Origin of the sequence: Streptomyces canus (genome assembly GCF_001514145.1) — a bacterium.
GTDB lineage: Bacteria > Actinomycetota > Actinomycetes > Streptomycetales > Streptomycetaceae > Streptomyces > Streptomyces canus.
In genome coordinates this window covers 974,691-989,951 of sequence record NZ_KQ948656.1, presented here as the reverse complement: position 1 = coordinate 989,951, position 15,261 = coordinate 974,691, and the positions used below count along the sequence as shown (strand labels likewise).

Below are 15,261 nucleotides of genomic sequence, written 5' to 3'. Positions count from 1 at the left end.
CCACCACCAGGCCGGCCATGGGTCACTGCCGGGCCATGTGCATGCGCATCTCACTGGGTGCGTCGACGATCAAGTCGCCGGACATGTCGACCGTGACGCTGTGCAGGGTGCCCGTGAACCGGAACGGTGCCCGGTAGTCGGAGGTGACGGCCGAGCCGGGGTTGGCGCCGCAGCACATGCCGCCGGGGTTGAAGGCGACCGGTGTCGTGAACGGCATCTCGATCTCGCCGACCAGGCGGTCGTCGACGTAGAGCTGGGCACGGCCGGGAGAGCCCTTGCCTGACGCGATGTCCGGGCTGCCGGTGGGCTCGAACTCGAAGCGCAGCGTGTGGCGGCCCTCGGGGACGGTTTCGCCCGAGGTCACATGGTGCAGCGTGCGGTGGACGTAGTTGTGGGCGTAGTGCAGGTGATGGTCCTTGACGTAGAAGGACCAGCCGCCGGCGTTGGTGCCCTGGCACAGCAGCACGCCCTCGGCTCCGCCGGGAGGGATCTCCACGTCGGCGGTGATGCTGTGCGGGCGGTTGAGGACCCGGGGAGCGACGGCTGCCGGCAGGGCCTGCGTGTCGGGGCGGAGGGTGTAGCTGGTCCTGTCCTCGGTGATCTGCGGACGCTTGAGCATCATGCGCTCGAGGGCGCTGCCGTCGATCGGGAGCACGTTGTACCTGCCGGCCTCCACGTACCACAGGGCGATCATCTCGATGAGCTTGCTGCGGTGTTCCTCCGCGACGTTGCGGGTCTCGGCGACGTCCTCGGCGACGTGGTACAGCTCCCAGTGATGGGCGTCCAGGTCGTCCAGGTCCGCCATGGTGATCGGAGCACCGAACGGCTTGCCGGCCTCGGCGAACGAAGGGCCGGGCCAGGGACAGACCGCACGCCAGCCGTCATGGTCGATCGCCCGGTGCCCGAACATCTCGTAGTACTGGGTGCGGTGGCGCGTCGGGGTCGCGGGATCGTCGAAGGTGTGCGCGAAACTGACCCCGTGCAGGGGCGACTGGGTGACGCCCCGGATGGTCGTGGGCGGCTCGATACCCAGCACGTCGAGCACGGTGGGCACCATGTCGATGATGTGCGCGAACTGGGAGCGGACCTCACCGCGCGCCTGGATACCCCGCGGCCAGTGGACCAGGAACGGATCGCTGACGCCGCCCCGGTAGGTCTCCCGCTTCCACCGCCGGAACGGCGTGTTGCCCGCCCACGTCCAGCCCCACGGGTAATGGTTGAACGTCTCCGGGCCGCCGATCTCGTCGATCCGCGCCAGGCTCTCCTCCAAAGACTCGGGCGCGTTGTTGAAGAACTGCAGCTCGTTGGTCGTGCCGGTGACCCCGCCCTCGGCACTGGCCCCGTTGTCGGAGACCACCATGACCAGCGTGTTGTCGAACTCGCCGGTCTCCTTGAGGAAGTTCATCAGCCGGCCGATGTGGTGGTCGGTGTGGGAGAGGAACCCGGCGTAGACCTCCATCATCCGCGCCGCCAGGCGACGCGCGTCCGGCGACAGCGACCCCCAGGCGGGCACGTCCGGGTCGCGCGGGGACACCGCGGCGTCCGGCGGCACGATGCCGAGCTGCTTCTGCCGGTCGAAGGTGCGTTCACGGTAGCCGTCCCAGCCGTCGTCGAAGTCGCCCCGGTACCGGTCCGCCCACTCCTTGGGCACGTGATGCGGGGCATGCGTGGCGCCGGTGCAGAAGTGCAGGTAGAACGGCTTGTCCGGGGCGACCTGCTTGGCATCCGCGATGAACGACATCGCCCGATCGGCCAGGTCCGCTGTGAGGTGGTAGCCCTCCTCCGGCGTCGCCGGGGGCTCGACCTGGTGGTTGTCGTACACCAGGTCCGGATACCACTGACTGGAGTCCCCGCCCAGGAAGCCGTAGAACCGCTCGAAGCCCCGCCCCAGCGGCCACCGCTCGTACGGTCCTGCGGCCGACTCGTGCTCCGAGGGCATCAGGTGCCACTTGCCGATCATGTACGTGTTGTAGCCGTGCTGGACCAGCATCTCGGAGAGCATCCCGTTCTCGAACGGGATCTGCCCGTTGTAGCCGGGATAGCCGGTGGCCAGCTCGGTGATCGCCGCCATACCGTTGGCGTGGTGGTTGCGGCCGGTCATGACGCACGAGCGCGACGGCGAGCACAGCGCGGTGGTGTGCATGTTGGTGTACAGCAGCCCGTCCGCCGCCAGGGCGTCCAGGTTCGGCGTCCTGATCGGGCTGCCGTAGCAGCCCAGCTGGCCGTACCCCGTGTCGTCGAGCACGATCATCAGCACGTTCGGCGCACCTGGCACAGCCCGTACCGGTTGCGGCCATGCCGGCGTCGACTCGTCCGTCGTACGGCCGATCACCCCGGGGAACGACCGCCCCGGCTTGTACTCACTCCAGGATGCCTGCGACATTCCCGGCCTCCGTTCCACCGCGTGCACGCCGGTACCTGCATGGATGGCCCGAGGCACGACTTCCACGCTAGGCCGCGAGGATCAAGGCCGCCATCCGGACAGATCTGTCCCGCGCCCGCGCATACGTCTGCGGAGGCGGATCACGAATGGCCCCCGGTGTGCGGGACGCGTTCCGTACTCTGTTCCGGGAACACATGCTCGACACCGACCGGACGGCTGCCGGGCAGGGAGAAGGGGGCGGGACGTTGGTGGACTCCTGGGAATGGGCCCGGCGGGTGCTGGAGGGCGCGGGTCTCGGCCCGGGCCGCCTCGCCGGGCTGCGGCCGCTGAGCGGCGGCACGTACAACACCGTCGAGGAGCTCCTGCTCACCGACGGGACCCGTTACGTCCTCAAGGTGCCGCCCGCGTCCACCGTTCCCGGACTGCGCTACGAGCGTGAACTCCTGGTCTCCGAGGCGGAGTTCTACCGCGCCGCCGCCGTGGCCGACGTCGCGGCGCCGCACGTCGTGGCCCTCGGTGAGGACGCCGCCGTACCCCATCTGCTGATGACCGCGTGTCCCGGCGAGCCCTGGGACGGCTCGGTGACCGAAGTCGAACGGACCCCACTGCGAAGGGAGTTGGGCCGCCAGGTGGCCCGGCTGCACACCGTGACCGGGCCGGGCTTCGGCTACCCCTCCGGTGCACTCGGTCCCCTCGCCCCCGACTGGCGGACCGCGTTCACGGCCATGATCGATGCCATCCTGGACGACGCCCGGGACTACGGAGCACGGCTGCCCCGCTCCGTCGACCAGGTGGCGAACACGCTGGGGGCCGGCCTCCCCGCCCTCGACGAGGTCACGGTCCCCGCCCTGGTCCACTTCGACCTGTGGGACGGCAACATCCTGCTGGACCGCCGGGCGGACGGGGAGCTCCGCATCGGCGGGCTCATCGACGGGGAGCGGATGCTCTGGGGCGACCCCCTCGCCGACTTCGTCTCCCTGGCGCTGCTCGGCGACATCAAGAAGGACGAGGCGTTCCTCGCGGGCTACCGGGAGGAGGGCGGCCGGGCCGAGTTCGACGTGCCGGCCCGGGTGCGCCTGGCCCTCTACCGCGCCTACCTCTACCTGATCATGCTCACCGAGACCGTCCCGCGGGCGGTCGACGACGAGAAGGAACGCTGGGTCCAGTCGGCGGTGGCACCGGAACTCGTCGCAGCCCTGGACGAGATCGAGGCCCTCGCCCGGGTCGCAGGAGCCTGAACACCCTTGAACGGACGCACCGTACGCGATCTCAGACGCGCCAACCGCACTGCCGTACTGCAGCGCCTCTACTTCGACGGCCCCCTCAGCCGTTTCGAACTCGGCCCGGCCACCGGGCTCAGCTCCGGCTCGGTCAGCAATGTCGTCGCCGACCTGGTGGCCGACGGCCTGGTGGAGGAGGCCGGCAGCGTCGACTCCGACGGCGGACGCCCCCGCACCCTGCTGCGGGTGGCGCCCGGCAGCGGCCACATGATCGGCGTCGATGTCGGCGAGACCCGGGTGCGGGTCGAGCTGTTCGACCTGACCCTCACCGAACTCGCCCGCGCCGAACGGCCGTTGACCCAGCGGAGCTACGACGTCGAGGCCATCGTCGGGCACATCCGCGACGGCATCGCCGAGGTGCTCGCCGGTACCGGGACCGAGCCCGAGGCGCTGCTCGGCGTCGGCATCGGCGTGCCCGGCATCGTCGCCCACACCCCCCGGAGCGGGGCCGTCGTGCACGGACAGACCATCGGCTGGGACGCCGTCCCGCTGGAGGCACTGCTGCGCACCGGCTCCCCGCTGCCCGGCAGCGTGCGGTACTTCATCGACAACGGCGCCAAGACCCTCGGCCAGGCCGAGATGTGGTTCGGCGGCGGCCGCGGCGCCCGCAGCGCCGTCGTGGTCCTGTTCGGCTCCGGCCTCGGCGCCTGTCTGGTGACGCCCGAGGTGGAGCACGGCCGCGCGGTCGAATGGGGGCATCTGACCGTACGGGTCAGGGGGCGCCGCTGCCGCTGCGGTGCCCTCGGCTGCCTGGAGGCCTACGCGGGCGCCGAGTCGCTGCTCGAGCGCTGGCGGGAAGCGGGCGGCCGCCCGCCCGAGGGTGCCGACGAGGAGACCGCGCTGGCCGCGCTGCTCGCCGCCGCCCACCCGGCCGAGGGCGCCGAGGGCGACCAGGTGGCCCTGGCCGTCCTGGAGGAGACCGCCGAGTACCTGGGCGCAGGCCTGTCCGACCTGATCAACCTCTTCCAGCCCGAGCGGATCATCGTGGGCGGCTGGGCCGGACTCCAGCTCGGCGACCGGTTCCTGCCCGCCGTACGGCGCCACGCGACGGCGTACGCGCTGCGGTACCCGGCCGAGAGGGTCACCGTCGACCTCGGACGTCTCGGGCCCGACGCGGTCACCGTCGGCGCGGCCATCCTCCCGCTCGCCGACTTCTTCGCCCGCGGCGGCCGGCGACCCGAACCCGCACCCGAGGGACCGGCACCGGCCTGGCGGACGGCCCTGGAGGAGCGGGCCCCGCGCTGACGTTTCGCCGACCTGCGCGGAGGTACTCGCGCTCCCGCCACGAACGCGAAGGGAGGACGCCGTGGACCACCGTCAGGAAGCACCCGGCGAGAACGGTGACCCCGTCCCGCGGGATCTGCCGGACCAGCAGGCGGGCGAGGGCGAGGACCCCTGGGAGGTCGCCGAGGTCCCGGACGAGAAGACCGGTACCCACGACGAGCCCGAGGCCGTCCCCGACACCGACGAGGCAGGCACCGGCCGACAGGGGGCGACGCGGTCGGACACCGTGCACCCAGAGCACCCGGGAGCCGAGGAGTCCACCGGCTGACGCCTGGGCCGCAAGGGCCGGTCAGCCGACCTTGCGGCCCTTCATCGGCTCCGTCCGTGCCCCCGCGCCCTGCTGCATCCCGTGCAGGAACTCCTCCAGCACCTCGGTCGCCGTGTGCTCCGGGTGCCAGCCGAGTTCCGTACGCGCGCGTGTGCAGTCCATGAGGGGCAGCCGCAGGACCGCGTCGAACAGGTGCGGGGACGCGGGCAGCAGATGCAGGCCCCACGCGGCCGCGATCGCCGAGCGGGCCGCGGTGCGCGGCAGCCGTACGGGACGGGCGTCGAGCATCCCGGCCAGCAACTCGGCGTCGACCGTCGGCTCACCCGCCAGGTTGAAGGCGCCCCGCACGTCCGAGCGCACCGCCAGTGCGTAGGCCTGGGCGGCGTCGTCGGTGTGCAGCGCCTGCACCCGCAGACCGGGAATGTCGGGGAGGAAGGGCAGCAGGTCGGGCCGGGCCAGCTGGCCCGGCAGGAAACGGCCACCGAAGATGCGGCGCTGCTCGCTCGCCGACTCCCGTTTGAAGAGGAACGCCGGACGCATCCGTACGACCCGGACGGCGGGGTGATCGCGCTCGAAGGTGTCCAGGGCGCGCTCCAGATACGCCTTCTCCCGGCAGTACGCGGCGTCCGGCCAGCCGTGCGTCGGCCACGACTCGTCCACCGCGTGCTCCTTCGGCCCCGGTGAGTAGGCGCCCACGGACGACGCGTGCACCAGCGTCGGCACCTTGGCCGCCGCGACCGCCTCGAACACCCGGATTGAGCCGAGGACGTTGGTGCGCCAGGTCACCGCCGGGTCGTGCGTCGGCTGGAACGCCCACGCCAGATGGACCACCGCGTCGGCGCCCGCGAACTCCTCGGTCAGATCGGTCCGTTCGGATCCCAGGTCGACCGAGGACCACTCGGTACGCGCGGGCGACCAGTCCGGGATCCGCCGGGCCAGGCCCCGTACGGAGCCGACCTCCGGATCCTCGGAGAGAAGGCGCACCACGCTGGTTCCCACGTTGCCGGTGGCGCCCGTGACCACGATCCTGCTGCCGGTTGAAGTGCTCACGTTCGGCTCCTTCGGGCCGCTGGGGCGGGGAGACGCCCGAGTACCCGCCCTCCGGTGATGCACGCGGTGCGGGGCACGGACCGCGGCCACGAGATGATCACCCCATGAGTGAGATCATCCTGATGTCCGACGCCCGCGTCGCCGCCGTCCCCGTCGAGGAGAACGGTGAACCCCTCGTGGACGTCAGCGCCCATCTCCGCGTCGACGACCGCAAGCACGAGGACTCCGGGGGCGCCGAGGTTCATCTGCGCCAGGGTGTTCTCGACCGGTTGCTCCGGGCGCAGGCCCTGCTGCCCGACGGCCTGCGCCTGCTCTTCGTCGAGGGGTACCGGCCGCCCGTCCTCCAGCGGCACTACTTCGAGACGTACGCCGACGGACTGCGCGCCGCCCACCCGGACTGGTCCGCCGACCGGATCCGCAGCGCGGCCAGCCGTTATGTCTCCCCGCCCGAGATAGCCCCGCACAGCGCCGGCGCGGCCGTCGACCTCACCCTCACCGACGCCGACGGCCGCGAACTCGACCTGGGCACCGCCATGAACGCCAACCCGGAGGAGAGCGACGGCGCCTGCTACACGGACGCCGGCAACATCACCGAGGAGGCCAAGGCCAACCGGGCCGTGCTCGGCGAGGCGCTGAGCGCGGCGGGCCTGGTCAACTATCCGACCGAGTGGTGGCACTGGTCCTACGGCGACCGCTACTGGGCTCTGGAGACGGGCGCGCCGGCTGCGCTGTACGGAGCGAAGGAACTCGACACGGTGTAGCGCCTGGCGGCGGCCCGGGGATCTCCTGAGGAGGGGCCGAGGCTCTCGGCGCCTCGTCCCCGGCGCACCGATCGTCCCGAGGGCCCGGAGCCTCTGCGTGGATCGAGCCGAGGGGGGCCCGGGGGACGGGCGTGGATCGCGCCGAGGGGGCCAAGGGGGCCAGGCGCCGGCCGTGCCGAGGGGGCCCCGGTCCAGGCGGGAATGGTGCCGAGGAACCCCGGGGTCTGGGAAGGACGGCGAACCGGCCGGACTCCTGCAGACCTACGAGCCGGATGCGGACCGCGTCAGCGGGGCCCCAGGGCGCAGGCGCCGGCCGTGCCGAAGCCCCAGGCGGTCCACGCGTCGACCGTGTCGAAGGGCCCCGGCGATCTCGACGCCGGCCGCCCCAGGACTCAGGCGAACGCGTTCACGCCCGTGAGTTCCGCCGACAGCGTCCACAGGCGCTCCGCCTGCTCCGGGTCGGTGGCCCATCCCCTGACGCCGCCGCTCTCGTCGCCGTCGACGGCGGGCTCGGCGATGTCGCAGTCCTCCAGGTAGACCCCGCCCATCCCGGCCAGCTGGGGCGAGGTCGCCGCCCACACCTGCGTGGCCGCGCCCTGCTCCGGGCTCTTGAAGCCGGAAGGGTTGAGCACGTTGCCCTGCTCGTCGATCCAGCCGCGCTCCACCATCTCCGACTTGGGCAGGTGGCGCTGCAACGGGGTGAGGATGCCGCCGGGGTGGAGCGAGAAGGCCCGCACACCGTGGTCGGCGCCGAGCTTGTCGAGGTGGACGGCGAACAGGACGTTCGCCGTCTTGGCCTGGCCGTAGGCCTGCCACTTGTCGTAGCCGGTCCGCCAGTGGACGTCGTCCCAGCGCATCCCGGAGAAGTGGTGGGCGCGCGAGGACACCGAGACCACGCGGGCGCCGCCGGGCTCGATCGCCGGCCACAGCCGGTTGACCAGCGCGAAGTGACCGAGGTGGTTGGTCGCGAACTGCGCCTCCCAGCCCGGCCCGACCCGCGTCTCCGGGCAGGCCATGATCCCGGCGTTGTCGATGACGAGGTCGACCGTGCGGCCCGATTCGAGGAACCGCTCGGCGAAGGCGCGCACGCTCTCCAGGTCGCCGAGATCGAGTTCGTCCAGTTCGACACCGTCGAGGCCGGCCAGGGCCTTCCAGGCGGTGTCGGGACGGCGGGCCGGGACGACGACCCGGGCGCCCGCCTTAGTGAGCGCCCGGGTGGTCTCCAGGCCGAGCCCCGAGTAGCCGCCGGTGACGACGGCGAGCTTGCCGGACAGGTCGATGCCCGCGAGAACGTCGTCGGCGGTGCTGTGGGCGCCGAACCCCGAACCGATCTTGTGCTGTGCAGTGCTCATGACGGGAACGCTACGAATTGGAGTGCTCTCGAAGTCAAGCCCGCACCACCCGGGGCACCGGGCCCGGACAAGAGGAAGCCCCGACCGGACGGGGGAATCACGGTCGGGGCGGTCTCGCGGTGGGCACGGACGGCGGTCGCCTCTCGGCGAAAGGCTCCACAGGGCTTCAGCCGAACGATCGTCCCTGTGGGCAAAAGGTGAGGCCCGGGGACACTGTCCCGTCCGTACCCACGGTCTGTTCAACGGGCAACCACCCTGTGGTGTTCCGCCGTTGAGGGCATTCCCGGGTGAGCTGTGTCACCCGTGCCGACCGGTCGGCACGGTCTCGCTCCACAGGTTCTCGGCCTGCAGCAGCAGGCTCCCCAGCACCGTCGTGCCGTCGCCCCCCTGCCCGGCGTGTTCCCGCAGACCGTCCTGCAGCTGTCCGCGCAGCTCCCGCATCGCCGACTCGGCATGGCCGTCCGGACGGGCCGCGCCGTCGGCCGTCAGCAGCCGCTCGCTCTCCGCGTGACACGCGTCGCCGATCAGCTGCAGCAGGTCGGCGTACGCGTCCAGCACCGGCCGGGCGGGCGGCGCGGGGGCGCGGCCGTCGTCGGCGGCCACGGCCAGGGTCCGGGTGAGCGCGCGGATGTGCCCGGTGACACGGCTCCAGCGCTCGTCGTCCTGCTCCGGGGGGATCGAGGCGGGAAGCCGTCGTACCGCACGTCGCGGGGTGGCGGTCAGACGCAGGCTCTCCCGGCTCCAGCCGCGGGCGGACCGCAGTGCGTCCAGCCGGCGTTCCAGCCGGGCCGAGGCATGCGACCAGCCCTGGGTGTCCCACTCGCCGTCCCGCAGGTCACCGGCCACGATGTGCAGCACGTCGCCCGCTTCCCGGGCCAGCGCCGCGAGGTTCTCGCGTACGTCCCGCAGATGGATCGGCGGCAGCACGAACGCGTTCACGGCGACACCGATGACCGCGCCGAGCGCGGCCTGACCCACCCGGTGGCCGACGGCAAAGACGTCGGCGGCGCCGGTGGCGAGCGTGAACAGCGCGGTGGTGGCGCCGTAGATCCCCTGGTCGCCGAAGCGCGGCCAGTTCGCCAGCAGCATCAGCAGCGGTACGGACAGCGCCACGGCACCCAGCGTGTTCCCGGTGACGGCCAGGGCCAGCGACGCCAGCAGCGCCCCGGCGCAGATCGCCGTGAACTGCCGAGCGGCCTGCATCAGCGAGCTGTACACGGTGGCCTGCACCAGCACCACCGCCACCCAGGGCGCCATCAGGGCCATCGGATCGCCCATCCACACGCCCGCCACCAGCCAGGCGAGGATCGCGGCGGCCGAGGCCTTGAGCGACTGCACGAGCAGATCGCGCTCCCGCCCGGGCCCACGGCAGGCGGCACGGGCCGCCCGGCCGACGGCATGTGCCTCCTCCCGTACCGCGTGCGTCGGGCGGGGTCGACGTAGAGCTTCTGTCACACCAGTCATCCGCTGCGGGTTCCGTACCGTCCGGCACGTCATGCCAAAGGACTGTCCGCAAGGGATGCCAGCAGGTGGGCCGGATCGTCGTAGATCGCCTGCGCGCCCGCCTCCACCAGGTCGGCGCGCGGGATGCCGCCGCACAGGACGCCGACGCAGCGCACGCCCGCCCGGGAGCCGGCCCGCATGTCCCAGACGGTGTCGCCGACGAAGACAGCCCGCTCCGCGGGCACCCCGGCCAGCTCCAGCGCGTGTTCGACGGGCTCGGGGGAGGGCTTGCCCTCCTCCACGTCGTCGGCGCTCGCGGTGGCCATGATCGCGTCGTCCGCGGCGATCGCCCGGCGCAGCGCGGAGAGCTCCGCCCCGCCCGCCGAGGTGGCGAGCACCACCCGCCAGCCGTCCTGGTCGAGACGGCGCAGCAGCCGCCCGGCGTCCCGGAGCGCCGACAGCCGGTCGAAGTACTGCCCGTACAGGGCCTTGTGGGCGGTGCTCAGCTCGTCGTCCTGGTCCTTGTCGCGGTCGTCGCCGAGGAGATGGGCGACGAGGTCGTCGGAGCCGAGTCCGATGGCCCGGTGCACGGCATGCATCGGCACCCGGTGGCCCGCCTGCCGGAGCGCCTCCCACCACGTCGTCACATGCAGGTGGTTGGTGTCCACCAGAGTGCCGTCGACGTCGAACACTGCCGCGCGTTGCATGAACCGCCCCTTTCCTGTCGTGCCGTTCCGGGTACCACCTCAGACGTTCGCCACTCGGGACGGCACCCGGCCCTCCCGGGACCAGGCCAGCAGTTCCTCCCGAGCCCAGGTGGTCACGATCCGCTCGGCGGGCACCCCGCACTCCTCCGCCCGCGCGCACCCGAGGATCTGCCAGTCGAGCTGGCCGGGCGCGTGCGCGTCGGTGTCGACCGAGAACAGCACGCCCGCGTCGACCGCCCGGCGCAGCAGCCGGCGCGGCGGGTCGAGGCGCTCCGGACGGCTGTTGATCTCCACCGCCGTGCCGGACTCGGCGCACGCGGCGAACACCTCGTCCGCGTCGAACTCCGACTCGGGCCGCCCCCGCCCGGTCACCAGGCGGCCCGTGCAGTGCCCGAGGACGTTCGCGTGCGGATCGCGTACGGCGGCCACCATGCGCCGGGTCATCGCCCGGGCGTCCATGCGCAGCTTCGAGTGCACGGACACCACCACCACGTCCAGCCGCTCCAGGAGTTCCGGTTCCTGGTCCAGCGAGCCGTCGTCGAGGATGTCGCACTCGATGCCCGTGAGCAGCCGGAACGGCGCCCATGTCCCGTTCAGCGCCGCCACCACGTCCAGCTGGTGCCGCAGCCGCTCCGGGGACAGCCCCCGGGCCACCGTCAGCCGCGGCGAGTGGTCGGTCAGCACCGCCCACTCGTGGCCGAGCTCCGCCGCGGTCCGGCCCATCTCCTCGATCGGGCTGCCGCCGTCCGACCAGTCGGAGTGCAGATGGCAGTCGCCCCGAATCAGCGCCCGCAGCCGGCCGCCGCCCCGGGTGGGCGGCGCGGTGGACTCACCCTCCAGCTTCTCCAGGTAGCCGGGCACCCCTCCGGCCAGCGCCTCACGCACCACCTGCGCCGTCTTCGGGCCGACGCCCTTGAGCGACTCCAGCGACCCGGCCTGCGCGCGCTCGCGCACCTCGTCCGGGGGCAGCTCGGCCAGCACCCGGGCCGCCGTACGGAAGGCACGCACGCGGTACGTCGGTGCCAGGGACCGCTCCAGCAGGAAGGCGATCCGGTCCAGGGCTTCGACGGGATCCATCGCCACCTCCTCCTCCAGAGTTCCCCACGCCCACGGGGCCCGCACGACGGGCGGGCGGTTTGTCGGGTACGCCGCCGGGTACTGCGATGCCTCGTCGGATGTCACTCGGACCTCGGACCCGGGACGTCCGGCAACCGCCTCGTCGCCCCTGACGACGCCCCCCTTCCCGAGGAGGCCCAGATGTCCGCCCCCACCGCACCCCGCACCAAGGTGGCCGTGATCACCGGAGCCGACTCCGGCATCGGCAGGGCCACCGCCGTCCGGCTGGCCCGGGCGGGGATGGACATCGGCATCACGTGGCACACCGATCTGAAGGGTGCCGAGGAGACCGCCGAGGAGGTCCGCGCCCACGGGCAGCGGGCCGCCGTGGCCCAGATGGACCTCACGCGGCTGCCTGTCGCCGCCGGCACGGTCGACGAACTGTGCGACCGACTCGGCCGCCTCGACGTCCTGGTCAACAACGCGGGCACGGGCACCATGACGCCCTTCCTCGACCTGGAACTCGACACCGTCCGTGAGGTTCTCGACGTCGATCTCGTCGGCCCCTTTCTGTGCGGCCAGCGGGCCGCCCGGCACATGATCCAACAGGGCTCGGGCGGCCGGATCGTCAACGTGACCTCCGTCCACGAGCACCAGCCGCGGGTCGGCGCCGCCCCCTACTGCGCGGCCAAGGGCGGCCTCGGGCTGCTCACCCAGGTCATGGCCCTGGAACTCGCCGAGCACGGCATCACCGTCAACGCGGTCGCGCCCGGAGAGATAGCCACCCCGATGACCGGCCAGGACGACAGCGACGTCCACACCGAGGACCGCCCCGGCGTCCCGCTCGGCCGTCCGGGGGACGCCCGGGAGGTCGCCGGCGTGATCGCCTTCCTCGCCGGCCCCGAGGCCACGTACGTCACCGGCGCGTCCTGGAGTGTCGACGGCGGCATGCTCCGGATGGGCCCGCAGGCCGGCTCGCATCTCGAGGACGACGAGTGGCGGCGCCCTTGAGACTGCGCATCAGTACGTGCGACCGCCCCGGCTTCAGCCGGGTCCGCTGTGGCCGGGGCGCCCGCCCCTCGCTCCCGGGCATTGCGTTCTACGCTCTATGCATGACCGAAATCGCGAGCCCGTACATGGCCACCCCGCGGATCATCGTGCTCGGGGTCCAGCCGACCACGCCTCCCTTCCGGATCGTGGAGATCGACGGGGAGGTGGTCGGCGAGGCGAGGGCCGTCACCGACGTCCTGGAGGCGGCCGCCGCCTTCGGCATCACGGTCCACGACCTGGACGACCCGGACGTGGTCCGCTGGGTGGGCGGCGACAAGTTCACCTGGACCCGGCACTGACCCCGGTTCAGCCGACGGTCCACTTCTGGTTGGCGCCGCCCGTGCAGGTCCACAGTTGCAACCGGGTGCCGTTGGCTGAACTGTTGCCGGTCACGTCGAGGCACTTGTCGGCCTGCGGGTTGACGATGTCGCGTGCGCCCGTGACGGTCCACCGCTGGGCTCCGGAGCCGTTGCAGTCGTAGAGCTGGACCGCCGTCCCGTCCGCGGTGCCGCCGCCCGTCACGTCCAGGCACTTCCCGAGCGCACGGATCGTGCCGTCCGAGCCGACGGTCCACTGCTGAGCGGCGGTGCCGTTGCAGTCGTAGAGCTGGACGGCCGTCCCGTTCGCGGGGTTCGCCCCGGCGACGTCCACGCACTTGCCTGCCAGCCCCCGGATCGCCGCCCCCGACGCCGTGTCGCCGGTGGTCACCGACACGTGGTCCACCACGAGCTGCTGCGGAAGGACCGTGGAGCCGTCCGGGTCGCCGGGCCAGTAGCCGCCGACTGCGAGGTTCAGGATCAGGAAGAACGGCTTGTTGAACACCCAGGTGCGGCCGCCCAGGTCGGCGGGCGTGCGGCGCTGGTAGACGTTCCCGTCCACGGACCAGGTGATCGAGTCGGGTGCCCAGTCGACGGCGAAGGTGTGGAAGGCGTCCGCGAAGGCCTGGCCGTTCGGCAGGGAGTAGCCGGCGCCTATGCCGCCCGAGCCGGAGTAGCCGGGGCCGTGGATCGTGCCGTGGACGGTCGAGAGCTCGAAGCCGACGTTCTCCATGACGTCGATCTCGCCCGAGTCCGGCCAGTTGACCGGGGTGCCGAGCATCCAGAACGCCGGCCACATGCCCTGCCCGCGCGGGATCTTCATCCGCGCCTCGACGTGCCCGTACTGCGCCGTGAACTTCCCGGAGGTGTTCAGCCGGGCCGAGGTGAACTGGCAGGTGCCGTACCAGCACTGGTAGTTCGCGGGGTTCTCGCGCCGGGCCGTGATCACCAGATGGCCCTGCCCGTCGAGAGCGGCGTTCCTGTTGCCCGACGTGTAGTACTGCCGCTCATGGTTGTTGACGTTGTCGCCGGTCTCGATCTGCCACTTCGAGGAGTCGACGGCGGCTCCGGCGGGCCCGTCGAAGGTGTCGGAAAAAGTCACCGCAGCGGCGGCGGAGGAGGCGGCGGGCGGGTCCGCCTGGGCGGTACCGGACGAGATCAGCACGGCGGACAGGGCGGCGAGGAGACATCTGCGCAGCAGGCGAGAGGCGGCCACGGCTCTTCCTTCGAGGTGGGGGGTGAAGGTGTCGCCTCTTGATTTAAGGAGTGAGTTAAGGGCCCGTCAATACTTTGGTACGGACCAGGAGTTGAGTCAGGGGGGATTCCTTACGCCTTCTTCGCAGACTTGGCGGCCGGCTTCTTGGCGGCCGGCCTCTTGTGCACCGCCCGGCTCAGCCGCCGCCCCAGCAGCAGATAGCCGATCAGAGCGCCGGACGTGTTGAGGATGACGTCGTCGATGTCGAACGCCCGCCCTTCCACCAGCGCGCCCTGCGCGAACTCGACCAGCAGCATCACCACGGCCGTCAGCAGCACGATCCGCAGCAGCCCACGGGTCTTGGGAGCCACGATCGGCACCAGGATCCCGAACGGTACGCCCAGCAGGATGTTCCCGCCGATCTGCTTGACGGCGTCCCGCATCTCCGGCTGGTCCAGATACGCCTTGAGGGAGGCTCCGGGATGCAGGTTGGTGTGGGTCAGGTCCACCGAAGCGGGCGACGGCTCCAGGGTCAGCCGGGCCAGGACGACGGCGAACGCCACCATGAAGGCGAAGGCGAACACCATCGCCACGAAACGGACGACGAGGGAGAGCGGATCGCGCCGCGGGCGGGCGGGTTTCGCCGCGCGCTCGGTCTTGGCGGTGCCGGTGTCTGACCCCGCTCGCGAACGTGAGGGCGCCCAGGCCATTAAGTCCTCCACTCTCAACTTCCCCGTGTCGTGAGGCGATTACCCCTGAACGGCCCGTAAATGCCGCCGCGGCCCGACCGGCTCCCGGTTTCTCTTCGTACGGTCGGGGCACTCCGGGCTGAGTACCGCGCGCGTCGCCACCGCATGAACGGGCGTACGACACTCCTGGCCACGGCCGAACTCCTCGGCTGGTGGGCCGCGCTCGCCGTCCTCTGGCTCGTGTTCGTCAGCACCGTGGACAGCCTGGAACTCGCGGTCGGCGCGGGCGCCGCCTGCCTCGGCGCGCTCGCCGCCCGGGCCGCCCGGAGGGCGGTGACCGGCCGGTGAACGGCTGGATCCTCACGGCGGCCGTCACCCTCGGCGGGGGAGTGGGCGCCACCGTGTGGGGCGTCGCCACCGGGCCGC

At 72.0% G+C, this 15,261-nt stretch carries 15 protein-coding genes; 7 read left to right on the top strand and 8 right to left on the bottom strand.

All coding sequences use genetic code 11. The annotated features are described in order from the left end of the window. Positions 1-22: 22 nt before the first annotated feature. A complete protein-coding gene (locus AQJ46_RS04415; RefSeq protein WP_059204278.1) occupies positions 23-2,383 on the bottom strand; it encodes an arylsulfatase in 2,361 nt (786 codons plus the stop codon). Positions 2,384-2,577: 194 nt separating this feature from the next. On the opposite strand from AQJ46_RS04415, the gene AQJ46_RS04410 reads away from it, so the two are divergent. From AQJ46_RS04410 to AQJ46_RS04400, 3 genes are all read left to right on the top strand, one after another. Continuing rightward, positions 2,578-3,621: a phosphotransferase family protein gene (locus AQJ46_RS04410; RefSeq protein ID WP_225887232.1), complete on the top strand. Its 1,044-nt coding sequence runs from the start codon at positions 2,578-2,580 to the stop codon at positions 3,619-3,621. Positions 3,622-3,627: 6 nt separating this feature from the next. Continuing rightward, complete coding sequence (locus AQJ46_RS04405) at positions 3,628-4,908, top strand: ROK family transcriptional regulator (protein ID WP_059204277.1); 1,281 nt, start codon at positions 3,628-3,630, stop codon at positions 4,906-4,908. A 61-nt stretch (positions 4,909-4,969) separates the two neighbouring features. Further along, the gene (locus AQJ46_RS04400) at positions 4,970-5,215 is read left to right on the top strand and encodes a hypothetical protein (RefSeq protein WP_059204276.1); all 246 of its coding nucleotides are present in this window, start codon (positions 4,970-4,972) and stop codon (positions 5,213-5,215) included. Positions 5,216-5,236: 21 nt separating this feature from the next. Here AQJ46_RS04400 and AQJ46_RS04395 read toward each other — a convergent pair whose 3' ends face one another. Next, the gene (locus AQJ46_RS04395) at positions 5,237-6,265 is read right to left on the bottom strand and encodes an SDR family oxidoreductase (protein ID WP_059204275.1); all 1,029 of its coding nucleotides are present in this window, start codon (positions 6,263-6,265) and stop codon (positions 5,237-5,239) included. A 104-nt stretch (positions 6,266-6,369) separates the two neighbouring features. Between AQJ46_RS04395 and AQJ46_RS04390 the strand changes: the two genes are divergently transcribed. Then, positions 6,370-7,026, top strand: coding sequence for a M15 family metallopeptidase (locus AQJ46_RS04390; RefSeq protein WP_059204274.1), 657 nt, complete (start codon positions 6,370-6,372; stop codon positions 7,024-7,026). 392 nt (positions 7,027-7,418) lie between these two features. Here AQJ46_RS04390 and AQJ46_RS04385 read toward each other — a convergent pair whose 3' ends face one another. From AQJ46_RS04385 to AQJ46_RS04370, 4 genes are all read right to left on the bottom strand, one after another. After that, positions 7,419-8,378, bottom strand: coding sequence for an SDR family NAD(P)-dependent oxidoreductase (locus tag AQJ46_RS04385; RefSeq protein ID WP_059204273.1), 960 nt, complete (start codon positions 8,376-8,378; stop codon positions 7,419-7,421). Between the two features lie 297 nt (positions 8,379-8,675). Beyond that, positions 8,676-9,842, bottom strand: coding sequence for an FUSC family protein (locus tag AQJ46_RS04380; protein ID WP_059204272.1), 1,167 nt, complete (start codon positions 9,840-9,842; stop codon positions 8,676-8,678). A 29-nt stretch (positions 9,843-9,871) separates the two neighbouring features. Beyond that, on the bottom strand, positions 9,872-10,528 hold the full coding sequence (locus AQJ46_RS04375) for an HAD family hydrolase (RefSeq protein WP_059204271.1): 657 nt from the start codon (positions 10,526-10,528) through the stop codon (positions 9,872-9,874). A gap of 39 nt (positions 10,529-10,567) precedes the next feature. Beyond that, positions 10,568-11,605: a PHP domain-containing protein gene (locus tag AQJ46_RS04370; protein WP_059204270.1), complete on the bottom strand. Its 1,038-nt coding sequence runs from the start codon at positions 11,603-11,605 to the stop codon at positions 10,568-10,570. A 180-nt stretch (positions 11,606-11,785) separates the two neighbouring features. Between AQJ46_RS04370 and AQJ46_RS04365 the strand changes: the two genes are divergently transcribed. Beyond that, on the top strand, positions 11,786-12,595 hold the full coding sequence (locus AQJ46_RS04365; RefSeq protein WP_059204269.1) for an SDR family oxidoreductase: 810 nt from the start codon (positions 11,786-11,788) through the stop codon (positions 12,593-12,595). A gap of 101 nt (positions 12,596-12,696) precedes the next feature. Continuing rightward, positions 12,697-12,933, top strand: coding sequence for a hypothetical protein (locus tag AQJ46_RS04360; RefSeq protein ID WP_059204268.1), 237 nt, complete (start codon positions 12,697-12,699; stop codon positions 12,931-12,933). Between the two features lie 7 nt (positions 12,934-12,940). On the opposite strand, the gene AQJ46_RS04355 is transcribed toward AQJ46_RS04360, so the two are convergent. Both AQJ46_RS04355 and AQJ46_RS04350 read right to left on the bottom strand, forming a co-directional pair. Continuing rightward, the gene (locus AQJ46_RS04355) at positions 12,941-14,167 is read right to left on the bottom strand and encodes a glycoside hydrolase family 16 protein (protein ID WP_059204267.1); all 1,227 of its coding nucleotides are present in this window, start codon (positions 14,165-14,167) and stop codon (positions 12,941-12,943) included. Positions 14,168-14,277: 110 nt separating this feature from the next. Continuing rightward, a complete protein-coding gene (locus AQJ46_RS04350; protein WP_059204266.1) occupies positions 14,278-14,856 on the bottom strand; it encodes a VanZ family protein in 579 nt (192 codons plus the stop codon). A gap of 144 nt (positions 14,857-15,000) precedes the next feature. Between AQJ46_RS04350 and AQJ46_RS04345 the strand changes: the two genes are divergently transcribed. Further along, positions 15,001-15,183, top strand: coding sequence for a hypothetical protein (locus AQJ46_RS04345; protein WP_059204265.1), 183 nt, complete (start codon positions 15,001-15,003; stop codon positions 15,181-15,183). The last annotated feature ends 78 nt before the right edge of the window (positions 15,184-15,261 follow it).